Annotated in this window: 12 protein-coding genes; 8 read left to right on the forward strand and 4 right to left on the reverse strand. The window is 59.8% G+C overall.

What is annotated here, in order from left to right; all coding sequences use genetic code 11:
• Positions 1-348: 348 nt before the first annotated feature.
• Together TBK1r_RS06595 and TBK1r_RS06600 are read left to right on the forward strand one after the other, a co-directional pair.
• On the forward strand, positions 349-1,581 hold the full coding sequence (locus TBK1r_RS06595) for a lipopolysaccharide biosynthesis protein (RefSeq protein WP_145208322.1): 1,233 nt from the start codon (positions 349-351) through the stop codon (positions 1,579-1,581).
• A gap of 152 nt (positions 1,582-1,733) precedes the next feature.
• Complete coding sequence (locus TBK1r_RS06600; protein WP_419581042.1) at positions 1,734-2,684, forward strand: glycosyltransferase family 2 protein; 951 nt, start codon at positions 1,734-1,736, stop codon at positions 2,682-2,684.
• Between the two features lie 106 nt (positions 2,685-2,790).
• Here TBK1r_RS06600 and TBK1r_RS06605 read toward each other — a convergent pair whose 3' ends face one another.
• Entirely contained in the window at positions 2,791-3,438 is a 648-nt protein-coding gene (locus tag TBK1r_RS06605) for a DUF1294 domain-containing protein (protein WP_145208326.1), read from the reverse strand.
• Positions 3,439-3,618: 180 nt separating this feature from the next.
• On the reverse strand, positions 3,619-6,639 hold the full coding sequence (locus tag TBK1r_RS06610) for a hypothetical protein (RefSeq protein WP_145208328.1): 3,021 nt from the start codon (positions 6,637-6,639) through the stop codon (positions 3,619-3,621).
• Between the two features lie 323 nt (positions 6,640-6,962).
• Here TBK1r_RS06610 and TBK1r_RS06615 point away from each other — a divergent pair, with 323 nt between their 5' ends.
• The 3 genes from TBK1r_RS06615 (at position 6,963) to TBK1r_RS06625 (ending at position 10,720) form a co-directional block, all read left to right on the forward strand.
• The gene (locus tag TBK1r_RS06615) at positions 6,963-7,292 is read left to right on the forward strand and encodes a co-chaperone GroES (protein ID WP_095740147.1); all 330 of its coding nucleotides are present in this window, start codon (positions 6,963-6,965) and stop codon (positions 7,290-7,292) included.
• Between the two features lie 225 nt (positions 7,293-7,517).
• Positions 7,518-8,162: a sigma-70 family RNA polymerase sigma factor gene (locus TBK1r_RS06620; RefSeq protein ID WP_145208330.1), complete on the forward strand. Its 645-nt coding sequence runs from the start codon at positions 7,518-7,520 to the stop codon at positions 8,160-8,162.
• Positions 8,162-10,720 carry a serine/threonine protein kinase gene (locus TBK1r_RS06625; RefSeq protein ID WP_145208332.1) on the forward strand — a complete coding sequence of 853 codons (2,559 nt, stop codon included), beginning with the start codon at positions 8,162-8,164 and terminating at the stop codon, positions 10,718-10,720. The genes TBK1r_RS06620 and TBK1r_RS06625 overlap by 1 nt, the downstream gene beginning before the upstream one ends.
• A 120-nt stretch (positions 10,721-10,840) precedes the next feature.
• On the opposite strand, the gene TBK1r_RS06630 is transcribed toward TBK1r_RS06625, so the two are convergent.
• Positions 10,841-11,986 (reverse strand): AraC family transcriptional regulator, encoded by a 1,146-nt coding sequence (locus TBK1r_RS06630; protein ID WP_145208334.1) that lies wholly within the window; start codon positions 11,984-11,986, stop codon positions 10,841-10,843.
• Positions 11,987-12,172: 186 nt separating this feature from the next.
• Between TBK1r_RS06630 and TBK1r_RS06635 the strand changes: the two genes are divergently transcribed.
• On the forward strand, positions 12,173-13,294 hold the full coding sequence (locus tag TBK1r_RS06635; RefSeq protein ID WP_145208336.1) for a Gfo/Idh/MocA family protein: 1,122 nt from the start codon (positions 12,173-12,175) through the stop codon (positions 13,292-13,294).
• Between the two features lie 9 nt (positions 13,295-13,303).
• Positions 13,304-14,359, forward strand: a complete 1,056-nt coding sequence (gene queG / locus TBK1r_RS06640) for a tRNA epoxyqueuosine(34) reductase QueG (protein ID WP_419581043.1) — start codon at positions 13,304-13,306, stop codon at positions 14,357-14,359.
• A gap of 76 nt (positions 14,360-14,435) precedes the next feature.
• On the opposite strand, the gene TBK1r_RS06645 is transcribed toward queG, so the two are convergent.
• Positions 14,436-15,641 (reverse strand): aminotransferase class V-fold PLP-dependent enzyme, encoded by a 1,206-nt coding sequence (locus TBK1r_RS06645; RefSeq protein WP_419581044.1) that lies wholly within the window; start codon positions 15,639-15,641, stop codon positions 14,436-14,438.
• A 233-nt stretch (positions 15,642-15,874) separates the two neighbouring features.
• Here TBK1r_RS06645 and TBK1r_RS06650 point away from each other — a divergent pair, with 233 nt between their 5' ends.
• Positions 15,875-17,260: an IS4 family transposase gene (locus TBK1r_RS06650; RefSeq protein WP_145208338.1), complete on the forward strand. Its 1,386-nt coding sequence runs from the start codon at positions 15,875-15,877 to the stop codon at positions 17,258-17,260.
• The last annotated feature ends 121 nt before the right edge of the window (positions 17,261-17,381 follow it).

Genomic DNA, 17,381 nt, shown 5'->3' on the forward strand with positions numbered 1-17,381 from the left:
TAGCGGACGAGGCGACGAGTCCTCTGCGGTCGGCAGATTGGCAAGGACTCGTCGCCTCGTCCACGACCGCCTGCCCGAAAACCGAGGTGCATCGTTTTCTCAGGTTGGGGCCCGTAGGCTCGCGTCAAACGGCTGATCATCGTTCGACATCACCTGAGCAACCGTCGTCAAGTCAATCAAGCCGGGGTTACCGGATCGCCCTCGGTCACTAAACTCTACGCACTCGAAGACAACATAGCCGAAACTGTCGCCAATGAGCCAGCGTTCTCCAATGATTCTCCGTGGCCACCGCCGATGAAACCGGCCGAACTTCTAGCACGTCTGCGGGGCACCGCGCGTGGCGACACGATGATGTCGTTAATAGATCAGGTCGTGGTCAGCGGGACGCGTTTTGCGACCACCGTCATGGTCGGACGATTCGGCTCGGAATCCGAATTGGGCTATTATTCGCTGGCCTTCAGTGTGTTTGTGTTGCTGGTCAGTTTCCAGGAATCGTTGGTCTCGGTTCCGTACACCGTTTTTGTCAAACGGCTATCGGCGGACGACCAACGCAAATACGCCGCCAGCTCGCTCGGGCAGTCGATCGGTTTAAATGGGCTGGCGATGCTCGTCTTGGCGGCGACCTGTGTGATCGTCCAGGTGACCCGCCCGGCGACCGGTCTGCTCGGCTTGTTGTGGCTACTGGTGCTCTTGCTGCCGTTCTTGATGCTGCGTGAATTTGCGCGCCGCTTCGCCTTCGCCCACCTCCGTGTTGCGACGGCAATGGCATTGGATGTGGCGGTCAGCGTGCTTCAATTGGGCGGGCTTGCCATGCTGGCACTGCAAGACCAGATGGATGCGACCGGCGCCTACCTGGTCTCCGGAGGCGCCGCGGGGATCGCCGGTTTGGCTTGGCTGTTTTTTGTCCGATCCGATTTCCAATGGGACCGAACGCGACTGCGAACGGACTGGATCAAGAACAGCAGCTTCGGCAAATGGGTCGTCGGTGCGCATCTGACGTCCGTGCTGCACATGTACTTCGCCCACTGGTTGCTGGCCGCGATCATCAGCGAACGCGCGACCGGAATCTACGCGGCCTGCATGACCGTCGTGATGCTCGCCAATCCGTTCATCTTGGGGATGAGCAATGTGCTGTCGCCCAAAGCGGCCCATGCCTTCGCCGCCGGCGGTGCCGCGGCGGCAAACCGCTTGGTTTGGCGGTTTACGGCCGTGATGGTCACGGTCCTGTTGGTCTTTGCCGTGCTGGTGGGGGTGTTTGGAAACGCATTGATCGTCTGGATCTTTGACGAACAGTACGGCGGGCATGGCGTCGCCGTTGCGGTTCTGGGCTTCGGAACCGTCGCGTCGGGGGTCAGCTATGCGATCTCCAGCGGCCTGCGGGCGATCAATCGTCCCGCGGCAAATTTTTGGGCCGCCACGTGGGGCTTGGTCGCGACCGTCGCGATCTCGTCGGCACTGGTTCACTCGATGACCATTTTGGGCATGACGATCGGGTTGGTCAGCGGATTCTACGTCACGGCCATTTATCGCGTGTTGGCCTTCCGAGCCGCGATCAACGAATATGCAGCATCCTCGGAGTGACCGTTGATCTTGTTGTAGTGGTTATGACGCATCTGTGGTTTTACGCCGCGTCCCGAGTCCGCAGCCAGATCAAGCCTGCTAGCTGTCCGCGTCGCATCAACTATGCTGGGCAGCACGCCGCACCCCACGCCCCGAACAGTGCCAGAAGAACGATGGAGAACCCCGTCTTGCCCGCGGATCAAGAACCAGACGTTTCCGTTTTGATGACCGTCTACAACGGCATGCCGTATCTGGCCGAAGCCGTCGAGTCGATCCGCGCGCAAACCTATTCGCGGTGGAAGATGATCATCGTCGATGACGGTTCGACCGACGAATCCGGCGACTACCTCGATTCGCTCGACGACGACCGGATCACGGTCCTCCATCAAGACAATGCCGGCACCGCAGTCGCCTCCAACCATGGCCTGAAACTCTGTGACACGGAGTTTCTGGCACGCATGGACAGCGATGACATCTGTGACCCGACACGTTTGGAAAAACAAGTCGCCTTCTTGCGCGATCACCCCAGCGTCGGACTGGTCGGTTCACAGATCGTCCCCCGCGGCGCCCAGAAAGCCGGGCGAGTGATCCCGCTGGCGACCGATCATCAATCGATCTACAGCCAGCTCCGCAAGGGACAACACGCCATGTGCCATCCCACCATTCTGATGCGCACCGCGCTGCTCAAGGGCATCGGTGGCTATTGGAAACAGCATGGCATGTTCGACGCCTGGGACATGTTTTTGCGGATGGGCGAAGTCGGTGAACTGGCCAACCTGCCCGAACCGCTGCTGGAATACCGCATCCACACCGGAAGCATCAACGGCAAGCACATGCGAAAACTGCAGGCGAGTATTGAATTCGCCTGTGAGCTTGCCCGGCGGCGTGAAGAGAACCTGCCGGAGATCGCGTATGAAGATTATTTTGCTCAGCGCGAGCGCGCCGGGCTCGCGAATCGGCTCGCGAAACAAATCAATGTCTATGCGTTGCTGCAATACCGTTTGGCATCGATCGATCTACTCGGCGGACACCGTCTTCGCGGCTATGCCCGACTGGCCTGGTCCGGCCTCTGTTCCCCGGGTCGAAGCGTCAATCGTCTGCTAAGACAACTCAAACTCGCCTGACCACCCACCCCATCATTCTGCCCCGAATCATTCTGCCATCCCTCACCGCATCAACGCGCCGCTCCACCGTTCGGTCGATCGCCTCATCTTCTGAACCCCGTCACGACTACTGGGCCCACACCAGCAGCACCGTGACGAGCATCACGCCGTTGAACAGCACGGTCAGTCCGAAGACGATGCGAAAAGACTGTTTTCGGGTCTTGTGACGCAGTTTCTCTTGCGCGATCAGTGCCCCCGGCCAACCACCGATCATCGACAACAGATGCAGCGTGCTTTCCTGTGTTCGCCAGTTGCCGCGGCGAGCCGCTGATTTATCGATCGCGTAAACCAGATACGTGACCAGGCTGGCGGCCAAATAGAACCACAGCACCAGACGAGGCAATTGGGAGGTCCAGACCAACAGTCCGACGAGCACCAAGAACAGCCAAGCGGCGATCACCGGCAGTGAGGTTTTCGATCCCGTTTTGACGGCCACCCGCAACGCCCCCGACCTCACACCGGCGGGGCGGGAACTGCTCGTGCCGGGTGAAACGTCACTCCGCCGGCCGGGCTCACTCACCAGTCTGGCCTGGTCGGCACAAGGCCTGCCCTGGCGATCGGAGGACATTTCATAGGTCACCGACTGGCCGGCAGTGGGGCGAGACGTTCGGTTTTGAAACGCTTTGATGTGGACAAACACCTGGCGGCCGCCCTCGTGGGGCGTGATGAACCCGTAGCCCTTTTCATCGTCCCACCTGGCAATGACACCTTCCATTGACGTCGTCCTTGTTGCTCGACACTCGTTTTCGATCGCGACCCGCCGAGAGGCCTGCACGGGACTTGCCACTCGCCGGCGCGTCTGGCGTAACGCGTCCGGCCGCAACGCGTCCGGCCGTAACGCGACCGGCCGTATTGCATCCGGTCTGGGGCGGTCCGGTGTTGCGACGACCGACGCTTACCGAATTCCCACCGGGCGGCTGGCGACGCGTTGGTGTTCGGTCGTTTTGCCGATCGAAATGCCGACCCAACCGTCACGCAATTCGAACTGCGTGATCCCACTTTGCTCCGGCAAGCGTTCGGCCAACAACTCCGGCGACGTCAATGGCAAGGGCCGTGTCGGCGAGAGCACTTTGTTGAAAATCGCTCGAACAGGGAATCGCTGTCGCATCGACATGCCGGGGCCGCTGATGCTGAGATGACCGTCGCGAACCAAGGCGGCATTGAGCCCGTCGACCTGAGCCGTGTAGGCCGCTCGGACAATAAAATTTCTCAGCCGCACTCGATCGCCCTGCAAGCGGATGATTCGCATCGTGATCCAGACCTTGCCGTCTTCGATTTCCACCGTGATCGGTCGATGCTTGGCAAATTGAATCATGATGTCTTCGGGAAGATCATCCGGCAGAGGACGATCGCTCACACCGAGCACGTCAAAGCATTGCGTCAACACCTGATCGATCGGCAGCGCCTCATCCTGGGGGACCAATTGCTCCAGCGTGTTGTTGATCGCCGACTGATGCAATTGCACGCTGAACAGGTTGTCGCTGAGTGCCCGCGGCCGTGGCGTCATCGCGGCCAGTTGCCAATCCCCGGCCATGCGATAGCGTGCGATCAATCGTGACGAAGTCGAACTCATGTCGATCACGCGGGGTTCCAGCTGCAGCCGATTCAACGGACCGAGGATCGTTTCGCTGAACTTCGCCGTCGCCTGGTCGACCTTTTCCGTCACACTGCGGTCAATCTCGTCGCCGATCTGCGAGCGAATTCGGTTGCGGCCGATGCGGTCCGCCAACGAAGCTTTTTCGAAGTACTGGGTTTCGGCAATGCTCTGGACCAACGTTCCGACCAGGGGCCAAGAATCATAGGTCGTGTTGATTCCACGCAGTCGCGATCGGCCGCCGACGTTGACCGAGGGATCGCCGAGGAAGATATCGTCCGGTTTGATGGTGATCGGCGTGGCCGCGGTAAACGGATTCACGCTGGTTGTCTTGATCGCCGCCGGCCCGCTGCGTCCGACGCTGCGTGTGGACACATCACCGATCGTTTCCAACGTCATTTCCCACGTGGACGGCGACGGAATCAGCCGCAACCGCAGGTCGGTGCTGACGCGACTGACACCGGTCACTCGGCTGCCCAGCATGGTGGTTCGAAGCGGAACCTCGCGGGTGGGCAATTGCGGCATCAGATCACGCAACAGTTCTTCGCTGAGCGAAAAGCGGACGTTCGCGTTGCGGTAGTGCGTGTCCAGGTTGGCCGACAACTGCTGGGCCTGAGGATGATTGGCATGACCGAGTGCCTGCATCGACTGTGCGATCTCGGCGGTCACCAAGTCGATCGCGTTGGACTCCGCCCTTTCGATCTGGTGCAACAACGCCGAGTAATCGATCGCGCCGCTGGCCCAAGGCTTGATCGCGACGGCGACGTCATTGACCGCCGGGTCGGCGAGGAATCGCTGATGCGGTGCCGCCAAGTTCGGCCACGTCAAACGCGACAAGAACGTTTGGGCGACTTCACGGCGGGCGTTGTTATCGCCGGACTCAAACGCGTCGCGAACCGACTCCAGCAGCAGGAACTTCGACCAGCCTGCACCGTCACCGGTGACCACCAACCGGCTTTCCAATCGATCAATCGCGTCGGCGACCGACGGCACATCATCACCGACATGCTGCACCGCGGGGAAACTGCCCGAATTGATTTTGAAAATCGGTTCCCACACCGCCAAACGTCGTTCGATCGAATACGCCGCTTGTAGCCACGCCACACGGCGACTGCGCGAACGCAAGGATTCCGCTTCGACCGATGCAAACTGTTGCAACTGTTTCAGTTCGTCCAGCAAGGGCTCGACGTCGCGCTGACCGAGACGATTGGCTTGGTGAAGCTGACTCAGCAGATCACGAACCTGTTTGGACCATTGCAGCAATTCGTGGTGACCGATGGTTGAGATCGGCGTCGTCGCAGGATCAAGGTCAAAATCATCAGCCGGCAAGTCCGTGCGAATGACAATCGAATCAAGGATGTCCAATTGTTCGATCAATCGATGCGGGACGGGCCACGCGGCCGAACGCGGCTGGGTCAGTTTTCGAGTCGAACCGGAGTCCTCAGCATCGCTTTCCTTTTTCCGCGTGACCTCGGAAACCTCCGGCGGAGCCTGGGTGTCGGCTGAGCTGTCGATGTTGCCGGGCGTCGCAGCAGGCGTGACCGACTTCTCTTCGGCACCCAACAAATCCGTGGCGGGCTCGCCCGGAGTCGCTTCGATTTCAGTCCGCTCGGGCGCGAGATCGGCGACCGTCGCGGCGGGTGCTTCAAACGCCGAAGGCAAGGCGACGTCGTAGGTCGGACGTTCGGCCATGCGGGGCGTGGGGTCATCCAAACGCGCGTGCGGTTGTCCCTGTGACAGCGGTCGCTCATCGGCGAAGAACACATCGGGATCGATTCGAATCACCAGCTCGTCCGGCGACGCGACCTTTGGTTTATCCAGCTCGACCGAAACCTGGTGCTCGGCCGGCGGAGTCAGCTCCAAGATCGGCAGATCCCCGATGGACGCCCCGCCGGCGGCCGCATCGAAATCAGCCTCAAACCCGAAAATGTCGCTGTGGCTGTCCAGCGAGGGTGCCGGGATGCCAGTGATGCTCGGCTGCTGAAGCTCGAACGACGCATCGCTCCAGGATTCGATCTGTGACAACTCGGCCCAGGCATCCGCGACGGCTCCGCGGGCCGGTGAAGCGGTCGTCTGGGCGGCTGTTTTGACCGTCGACGCCATCTGACCGGATGACAGGCCTGCCGGGGTGGCACTGAGGCGGGGGGCGAGTGGCCGGGCCGTCGGCGGCAAGATCGTCCGGGCCATGCCGGAGGTTTTCCAAAGCGAGACGGCGCCGGAGACAATCATTTTTGCCCCGGGATCGGCCTGCATCCCCAGCCAGCTGAGTCCGGTCACGAAAATAGACGCTGTCAGCGGCCACATCACGAGGGAACGTTTCACATCCTTGCGCATCGAAAGACCATCGGTCAAAAGAGAAAAGCATACGGTTTCCATTTCCGCCTGGGCTGTGAATCGGCCAGATCACTTTGGCCGGTCCAGCGCGGTTGCCAAGTGCTGCGAAAACTCGCCAAACGCCATGACGGCTGTTTGCCCGTCGATTTACCCTAATCGGCAATTCTTGCCGTTTTTACTCATGTTGCCACGGCCCCACCCACGATGCCGGGTGTACGAAAACGCCCTGTCTCGCAAGACTATTGCCTCAAACCCAGATCCCGACCAGCACTGATTCGGGGCGGAAAAGCATGAATCCTTACGGAGTGGAGATGGCGAAGAAAAAGGCAAACGCGGCGTTCGAATACGTCGAGCCGATTGGCGATCGAGTGTTGGTCCGCAAGGACGAGCCCAAACGCGAAACCCGCGGGGGCATTGCGCTTCCCGATGCGGCCGAAATCCCGACGATCACCGGACGCATCGTGACCATCAGCGCCGTGGTCGAAAACGACGAAGAGCTGCCGCTGCGCCAATACGACAAGATCCTTTTCCATCCCAAGAACGCCGTGCCGGTCGACCTGGAACACGACAATCAGCTGTTTGTCGTCCCGGTCGAGGATATCGTTGCGGTGTTCCGTCGCAACAAACCCGAGGACGATTGACGCCGCTGCCGCCGGAGCAACACCCCTGCCCGGCGACGACGTGCCGGGGACGGGCCGCAAACATTTGAGAACATTTTCGCCGTCGGTGCAGTTACACTACTTGGATAAGTTACACTGGGGGGCGGGCGGTCATCCGCCGAGGATGTCGCTAGATCGAACTCACTCGCTGTAGGGGGAGGATCGGTCGCGACGGACGCCAAAGTCGCTGATGCCTTAGCCGAAACGATGCCTTCAGTCACCGATTTAATTAGCCGCAGCCAAGAGGGAACCGAAGGCGACACCGACCGTCTGTTCTCGGTGATGTATGACGACCTGCGCCGCTTGGCAGGCCGATTCCTGCAGAACGAACCGCTGCGCAACCGACTCAGCAGCTCGTCGCTGGTCCACCAGGCCTACATGCGGATGGTCGACCATTCCAGGATCAACTGGCAGGGCAAGACGCATTTCTTTGCGATCGGTGCCACCGTGATGCGACGCATCTTGGTCGATCACGCCCGCAAAGTCCAATCGTTGAAGCGGGGCGGAGGCTGGGAACGACGGCAATTGCACGACGATGTCACGTTTCAGCTCAATCGAGACGACGATGTCGTCGCCTTGGACGATCTGCTCGAACAGCTCGCCCAACTGAACCCCCGACAAGCCAAAATTGTCGAATTGCGGTTCTTCGGCGGCATGACGATGCGCGAGATCGCCGCGGAAATGAAATTGGGACTCCGCACGATCGAAAAGGAGTGGGCGATGAGCCGCGCCTGGATGCGACGCGAATTGCGACGTGACAGCGAGGAAGCCGAGGAAACCGAGTCGTCCGCCGAACAGGACACCGACTCCCCTGTTTCTCCTCCCGCGGCAACGGAACCCGAGACGACTTGATGAATGCGGAGCGTTACGCGCGGGTCCGTGAATTATTTCTAGCCGTCGACGACCTTCCCACCGACCAGCAACACGCGTTTCTGGTCTCGCAGTGTGGCGACGACCAGACGCTGATCGACGAAGTGATGTCCTTGCTGGACGAGCACGACCACGAATCGGCTCGGCTGGAAGGCAACTCGGCCAAGCAACCAGCGATTCCGCCCGCCTTGGCGGACTCATCGCCCCCCGAATCCTCCGCTCAAGGCACCGACGGTCATGCGGCGACGTCCAACGCGCCGTTCCTGCCTCCCGGCCAACGCGACTCGATCAGCGATGCGTCGACCTCCCCGTCCAATCCGGCGCCCGCGGCCAGTGGTCGCCAGCCGAAGCGTCAGACCTACAAGAGCGGTGTTCGAAAATCGAAGTCCGGATCGATCCCCGCCCCTTCCAAATCAGCGCAGGTCACCCAGCAAAGTTCTCAACGAACCCACGCCTCGCCGCGGTATCGGGACGAAGAGCCGCGGGCCCGGCGACATCCCTCGGCCGGCATCTGGCAGACACGGGCGACCAAACATCGGCGTTTCAATGCCGGCTGGTTATGGCTGGCCACCATCTTGCCGACCGCACTGATCGGATGGTGGACCTACACGCAAGTGGAATCGAGTCTACGTCAATCGACCGCGAACGAATTGGCCGGCGTGGCCGATGCCGTCCGGACCAGCGTCGATCAATTCCTCGACGATCAATCCCGTCTGACCGAATCGTGGACGCGTCACCGCGACCTGAGGGATGCGATCATTGCCCTGGTTCACACGAGCGAACAAGATGATTCGGTCGACGCGCTGCGTGAGGCCCCCAGCGCGAAACAAATCCGCGCGGCGCTTGTCGCCCAATCAAAACAACCCGATATCAAGTATGTCGTCTGGGATCGCACCGGAAAGGTCCTCGCCAGTTGGCTGGTCGACGGAGCCGACGTCGGGGGCAACGTCGCGCCGGACGGGGCGGCCAACCTGGCACGTGCGATGCGTGGTGAAACGGTGTCGTTCGGTCCCGAGATCTTGATCGCCGACGAGAGCGGCGTTGAACCCGATACGCGTTTGCCGGTGATGGCTGAGATCTTGCCGATTCATGATGACAAAGGGCGCGTCGTGGCCACGATCTTGATTCGGGGCTTTGGCATGTACGACGCCTTGGACCAGATCTTTCGCGAAGCTTCCAACGCGGGCGGGCTGGACGTGTATGCCGTCAATGCCAACGGCATGATGGTCACCAACAGTCCCCGCGCGCTCGACTGGCTGACGCTCGGCGCGTCCGACGACGATTCGGTGTCTTGCCAATTACGAGTCTCCGATCCGGGCACGTCCGCGGCGTCTGCGACTCTTCTGGCAAGCCAAATTCGACGCACGCAACCGCTGACCTATTCCGTCGCGGCGGCTTCGTCGGGACAATCCGGCTCGCAACTGGCCCCCTACCGCAATTACGCCGGCATGGACGTGGTGGGTGCATGGCGTTGGGTCAATCGATGGAACGTGGGCATTGTCGTCGAACGAACCGCACCCTCGGCGTTTGCGACCGCGCAAACCGTCTGGTTGGGATTCGTCGCGCTGGGAATCATCCTGACCTTCACCGCGCTGACCGCCGCCGGACGGATCGCCAGACGAACCGCCATGGCTCAGGCCGCCGTCCACCCGTTGAGCCGCTATGAGTTGATCACCGAGTTGGGCAGCGGCGGGATGGGCGTCGTCTATCGCGCCAAACATGGACAACTCGGTCGCGATACCGCATTGAAGGTACTGCGCGGTGACCGCGATAACTTGGAAGACCGGCTGCGGTTCGATCGCGAAGCCAAACTGGCCGCCTCGCTGAGCAATCCGCACACGGTCACGATCTATGACTACGGCCGGGGTGACGAAGGCGAAGCGTATTGCGTGATGGAATTCTTGAAGGGAATCACGTTGTACGACGTCGTGGCACGCAGCGGGTTTCAGCCCATCGGACGGGCGCTGTTTATTCTGCGCCAGGTATGCGACTCACTCGGCGAGGCTCATAAGTTGGGGCTGGTGCACCGAGACATCAAACCCCAAAACATCATGCTGTCCCTGGACGCCTCCGTCGGTGACTGGGCGGTCGTGTTCGATTTCGGTTTGGCCAAGCCGCTGCAACCCGACGCCGATTCCTACCAGACCGCGGAAACGATCTGGGCCGGCACCCCGATGTACATGGCGCCGGAACGCTATCGCGAACCGAACAACATCGATCCCCGTTCGGATATCTATTCCGTCGGATGCATCGCCTACTTTTTGCTGTCGGGACGTCCGCCCTTTATCGAGTGCGACCCGGAATCATTGTTTGCGTTGGTGCTGACCGAACAACCGATCAGCATCGGTGTGCATCGCGACCAAGACGTCCCCGAGCCGATCATCGCGTTGGTCAAAAAGTGCATGGCCAAGAGCGTCGAAGATCGCTTCTCGACGATCGACGAATTGGCCTTGGAATTGGATCGGCTGATCGCGTTGCATCCCTGGTCGGTCGAAGAAGCACGGTCGTGGTGGCGAATCCACGGAGCGGAAGTCGGCTAGCGCCTTGTCAACCGTTGAGACGTGTTGGTGTGCAGGCTTTAGCCGCCCATTTTCGCTGCGTAGCAGCGCCCCGGAATCGCCTAAAGGCTAGACACCAACGGTCGCTCAATCGCTTCCCCATCAGCGGAACGAAGCTCGGTACTTGCCGGGCGTGATCCCACGTTGCTTTCGAAACATCACGCTCAGATACTCCGCATGCTCGATGCCGCAACGCCGCGCGATCAAATCGAGCGGGAACGAGGTTTCGCGCAGCAAGCGTTCGGCCCGCTGGATCCGCGTGGCGACAATCATCTCGTGTGGCGTCTTGCCCAACATCGCCTTGAAACGCAATTCCAACGCGCGTCGCGTCATCGAGGTTGTGGCCACCACATCGCCGACCCGAATCCCCGAACACGCGTGGGCCAAAATGTAGCGCGCGGCGTTTTCAATCTCGGGATCGTCCACCGCGACGGTATCGGTCGAGCGTCGTGTGGAGATCCCGATCGGCGGCAACAGGGTCCCCGTCGCCGGAACAGATTGACCGTCCATCATCTTTTCCAACAACTCCGCCGCGACGTAACCTGCCTGCTCGGCATCCGGAATGACGCTGGTCAACGGCGGAGACGCCAGCCGGCACAACAGTGGATCGTCGTCGACGCCCAAGACGGCGATCGAATCGGGAACACGCCGTTCCGCTTCGTCACACAAATCCAAGATCCGCCGGGCCAACGAATCATACGCCGCCATCAGTCCGCAGGGACTCGGCAAGTCCCGGATCCAACGCAACAGCTTCGGCCGCTGACGCGCCCACGTCGAGCGCGCTGTTTCCGGCGGGATGTCAAACACCGAAACCTCCAACCCACGCGATTGCGCCGCAGCGACAAACGCATCGCGACGCCAACACGCCCAGTTGAACTCGACTTCTCCACAAAACGCCAACGCGCGCAATCCCCGTTCGTGGAAATGTTCGACCGCCAGATCTGCGATTTGCTGATCATCGGTTTCCAACCATGGAATGTCAGGCAGTCGCCGCGCCGCGCTCAGATCAATCGTCGGCAACCCGGTCGCTCGGACGGCCTGGGCGATCTTGTCCGTTTCGATCCGCGCCAAAATGCCATCGCCCGGATACCGGCGCAACCAACTCGGCGGATCCGCCCCACGATGCTGCTCCGGTAAATCAACCTTCCATCGGCCGAACTCTTCCTGGTATCGCAACACCCCGCGCAGCAGCCCTCGGGCATACTCGTTACTGGATTCGATCAAAAGCGCCACGCTTCGTTGTTGCATGTGAAATAGCTTAGCAATGATGCGCGATATTGCATTGATGGCATCACGATTTTTGCTAAGTTTGTCGCTTGCCCCGGTCAAACACCATTGTTTTGTTACTGCGGTTTCGCCTCCCTGCGCCACCGTCGATCCGGCACCGGCACTGCGATCCGTTTCCTCTCTCGCTACCCTTGGTAAAGGTTTCCCATGTCCAAACCTGTTCGCGTCGCAATGATTGGCCTCGGCTTTGGCGCCGAATTCATTCCGATCTATCAAGCCCATGCCGGCGCCGAAGTCGTCGCTATTTGCCGACGAAACGAAGTCGAATTGAACAAGGCGGCCGACCAATTTGGAATCGAGAAACGCTTCACCGACTACGCCGATCTGCTGGCCGACCCGGACATCGATTACGTCCACATCAACAGCCCGATTCCCGATCACGCCTGGATGTCGCTGCAGGCACTCGATGCGGGCAAGCATGTGATGTGCACGGTACCGATGGCGACGACGATCGACGAATGCCGTCAGATTGTTGAAAAGGTCAAGGAGACGGGGTTGAAGTACATGATGGCCGAGACGGTCGTCTACAGCCGCGAGTTCTTGTTCATCAAACAGATGTACGAGAGTGGCGAACTGGGAAAGATCCAACACCTGGCCGCATCGCACCCGCAAGACATGGACGGCTGGCCGAGTTACTGGGAAGAAATGATCCCGATGCATTACGCGACGCACGTCGTCAGCCCTTGCCTGGGTCTGACCAACGCACTGGCCGAATACGTCAGTTGTTTCGGGTCCGGCGAAGTCCGCGAGTCGATTGCGAAAAAGTCGGGAAATCGGTTCGCCGTCGAGAGCTGTCATCTCAAATTGAAGGACAGCGACCTTTCGGCGCACATCTGGCGTTTCCTGTATGACGTCGCCCGCCAATATCGCGAAAGCTTTGACGTTTATGGAACGAAGAAAAGTTTCGAGTGGACGCTGATCGAAAACGAACCACACGTCCTGCACACCGCGAAGAAACCAGAACCGGAGATCGCGGAAAAGATCGAAGTGCCCGACTTCGCCCATCTGCTGCCGGCCGAAATTCAGAAGTTCACGCTGCCATCGGAAATCCACGACGCCGGCCATTTGTCGTTCGTCCAGGGTGGCGGACATGGCGGATCACACCCGCACTTGGTTCACGAAATGGTCAGCGCGGTCAGCGAAGATCGCGATCCCTGGCCCAACGCCGTCACCAGCGCCAACTGGACCTGCGTCGGGTTGTGTGCTCACGAGTCGGCGACCAAGGGCGGCGAGATCGTCAAGTTGCCAGAATTCACGCTGCAATCGTGAACCACGCCCGTGAATGAATCGCCCCCCGATCCCGCCGGATGGCTGCCGCTGTTTCGACAGCGGGCCGCGGAATTGGGGTTCATCAACGCCGGGATCGCCCCGGCGGTTGATTCCGCAGGCTTTACCGATCTCGTCAAATGGATCGAGTCGGGTTACGCCGCCGGGATGCAGTACTTCGCCGACCGCTTGGACGCCTACCGCCATGCCGACGGCGTGATGGCGGGGACCAAGAGCATCATCGTGTTGGCGTATCCTTATCCGGCCGATGCCGACCGTTCAGCGGCGGACGGACAGGGATCGGTGGCGCGTTACGCCTGGCCCGGTGTCGACTACCACGACACCATCCATGCCAAACTCAAGCAACTCAAACGTCTGGTCGCCGAAGCCGCGCCGCAGGTTTCCAGCCGCGGTTGCATCGACACCGCACCGTTGCTGGAGCGCGAACTGGCGCAACTGGCCGGGCTAGGTTGGCGCGGCAAGAACACCTTGCTGCTCCATCGCCAACACGGCAGCTATTTCTTTCTGGCGTGTTTTTTGGTCGATGTCGAATTGCCCTATGACGCACCGCACCACACCAGTCATTGCGGCACCTGCACGGCGTGCCTGGACGCTTGCCCGACCGACGCCTTTCCCGCCCCCGGCGTGCTCGACGCCAGTCGCTGCATCAGCTACCTGACGATCGAACACCGCGGTGCGATCCCGATGGAGTTGCGAGAGGGAATCGGTTCATGGGTCTTTGGCTGCGACGTCTGCCAAGAGGTCTGCCCGTGGAATCGCAAGCCGGCGCGTCGAAGCGAAACGCCGGCGGAGCAACGGGTGCTCGATCGCATCGATCTCCAATCGCTGTTTGAAATCGACGAAGACACGTTTCGTGCCCAGTATCGCAAATCGCCGTTTTGGCGAACACGGTTGCGGGGCATGCGTCGAAACGCAGCCATCGTGCTGGGCAATCAAGGCAACCCCGATGCGCTGCCCGCTCTCAAGCGTGGAGCCGACGACGAAGACGAAGTCGTCGCGGAAGCCTGCCGCTGGGCGATCCAAAAGATCAGGCAGTCGCATCCCTAGATGCGGTGGATGACGGTTTGGGCGTGACGACGTCAAACGGTTTCGATGTACGGAAAACCGTTGGAGTCAGGAGGTTCTAATTCCGTTCCGATTCCAAGCACAACGGCAATACGTCAGCCAGCCGCTTGTATTGATCCAGACTGTTGTACGCCTGGGCCGAAATCCGCAGACAGGGTAGCGTCCCTTTAAGCAAGAAGATCGGCACCTCGATCGCGTGCTCATGGAAGATCCGACGCTGCAACCTGTTTGCGGATTCGCCGTCACCGACACGTTCGGCCGGCAAGGGAACCGACGCCAGACTGCCCAGCATGTCCGCCGGCGCGGGAGGGTCACAACCAAGTGCGTTCAGCAACGCGTCCCGCCCCGCCAGCACGAGCGCGTGATTGTCACGCATCAACTGCGCCAAACCGCCTTCTTTGAGACCACACAGAAACTCAATCGCCGTCGGCATGGAAAGAATCGGCGTCGGGTCGTACGTGCCCACCCAATTGAATTCTGCCAGGAACGGCGTCTTTCCAAGCCCCGGTGAATTCGCACCATGACTGATCGTGGTCGGATGGACTTCATGCTGCCAGTCGCGCCGCACGTACAGGAACCCCGATGTCTTGGGACCACACAACCACTTGTGATGATTGCCGGTATAGTAATCCGGATTCAAATCAGACAGATCGACGGGGACCATCCCCGGCGCATGCGCCCCATCGACCAACACCCGCACTCCGCGGCGATGTGCCAGTTCAATCAGTTCCTTGACGGGCAAGCCCAAGCCGGTCGGACTGGTGACATGATCGATCAACAACAACCGCGTCTTGGACGTCAGCGTCGCATCGATCGCCTCGATCACCTGCGCGTTTGACTCAATCGGAAACGGCAGCTCGGCGACCGACACCGTGGCGCCGCCAGGCTGTTTACCGCAGCGTTCGGCTGCGTACCGCGCGGCATTGTTGCAGGCGTTGTAGCCGTGGTTGGTGATCACCACTTCGCCGCCGGGGGAAAAGGGGAACGATCGCAGCACCGCGTTAACCCCATCGGTCGCATTCCGCACGAACGCCAAATCCCGGGGGTCGGCACCGACAAGACTGCCAATGCAATCACGGACCCGATCCAGTTTTGGCAACAACGAACGTTCCGGTCCCAGAAACTCAATCGGGTCGTATTCAAGCCGTTCGATCCACTCGCGCTGCGCCTCCATCACCACCCTCGGCGTCGCGCCAAAGGAGCCGTGGTTCAGGAAGTCGACGTCAGGGTTGAGACGCCAATGCGATCGAAATGGATTTGACACACTGTCCCCAATTCATCGGTCAGGCCCGCGCCGCAAGCCCAAAAGGTGTCCGACACGAATGGCACGGGCATAAGTGGAATCAACTAGATGTGGTGCGATTGCGTTCGTGCTAGCACAACGGGCAGTGATATCAAATCGCAATCGCACTTTGCGTGCCGTAAATGAATTGAAAACACAGCGAGCCTCCGGTGCAATGGAGTTATCAAGCACATCACTTCACTGGAGGGCTCACCGTGAACGATCAGTCTACCGATGCAGGCTTCGAAGTTCAAAGCAAATTGCGAAAAGCCTCATCACTCGTTTTGGACCTCCTTCTGCCTCAGGTTGAGGTGGCAAGGGTTTGCGCTGAACTGAAGCACAAATACCGCGATTGCCCCTACAACCCGATGATCACCGTTTGGTTGTTCATTTCACAGGTCCTTTCGGCAGACCACAGTTGCCAACAGGCCGTCACCCGCTTCAATGTGTACCGCGTCGCGAAGGGGTTGCTTCGCGTCAGCAGCGAAACAACATCGTATTGCAAGGCACGCGGCAGGCTTCCTGAGCAACTCTTCGAAAGGCTGCTTGCATGGACCGCGAAACGTTGCGAAGAGGCGACCGACCAAGCTTGGCTGTTTCAAGACCGGATTGTCGAAATGGTTGATGGCTGGACCTTGACGATGGCTGACACCGACGAGAACCAAGAAGAATACCCCCAAATGAAAAGTCAAAAGCCTGGCTGCGGTTTTCCGATCGCCAGGATGATTGGCTTGTTTTCCCTTGCGACAGGTGCAATTCAACGCACGGCAGTGGGGCCGTACCGAGGTAAACAGACTGGTGAGACAGCGCTACTGCGGACGTTTTTGGACTGCATTTTACCGGGGCGAATCTTGCTGGCTGACCGCTACTACGCAAACTTCTGGTTGCTTGCCATGGGGCCGATGCGAGGTATCGACTTGGTGGCCAGGGCGCACCAACTTCGCAAAATCGATTTTCGCCGTGGGCTCAAACTTGGCTACCTGGATCAGTTAGTCGCCTACCGCAAACCGCCACGTCCCAAGTGGATGAGCAAGAAAGAATACGATCAGTATCCTTGTTTGGTCATTGTCCGTCACCTGAAGTACAAGGTTGAGCAGCGAGGTTTTCGAACCAGGGAAATTACCCTGGCCACGACGTTGGTGGATGCCGAAATCTATGCCGCGGAAGATTTGGCCGAACTGTTTCGCAAGAGATGGCAGGTGGAGCTTCACATCCGAAGCCTGAAAACTCAAATGCAGATGGAGCACTTGCGATGCAAGAGCCCGCAAATGGTTCGCAAGGAAATCCACTGCCACATGATTGGATTCAATCTAGTCCGCGCTGCGATCATGGCATCTGCGTTGAAGTTCGGGCGATGTCCGACAAGGCTGAGCTTTACCGGCGCGATGCAGGCGATTGAAGAGCTTGCAGCATTTCTCCGACTCCGCTGCGGAAGCCCGGGCGAACAATTCGACAACCTGCTCGAAACGATCTCCGAACTGGTTGTCGGCAATCGACCAGGTCGCCAAGAAAAACGGGAACTCAAACGCAGGCAGAAAAACTACAAGCTCATGAAAACGAGACGCAACCCGAACCGAAACCGTTACGCCACAGCAGCTTAGGCTTATGCCCGTGCCATTCGTGTCCGACACCTTTTGGGCACTCAATGCGTTCTAGGCAATCCTGGGTGTCACCCGCAAGGTTAGGCGACTTCGTGAGATCCCTCTGCAACGCTTCGCCTTC

Source organism: Stieleria magnilauensis (assembly GCA_007753675.1).
Taxonomy (GTDB): domain Bacteria; phylum Planctomycetota; class Planctomycetia; order Pirellulales; family Pirellulaceae; genus Stieleria; species Stieleria magnilauensis.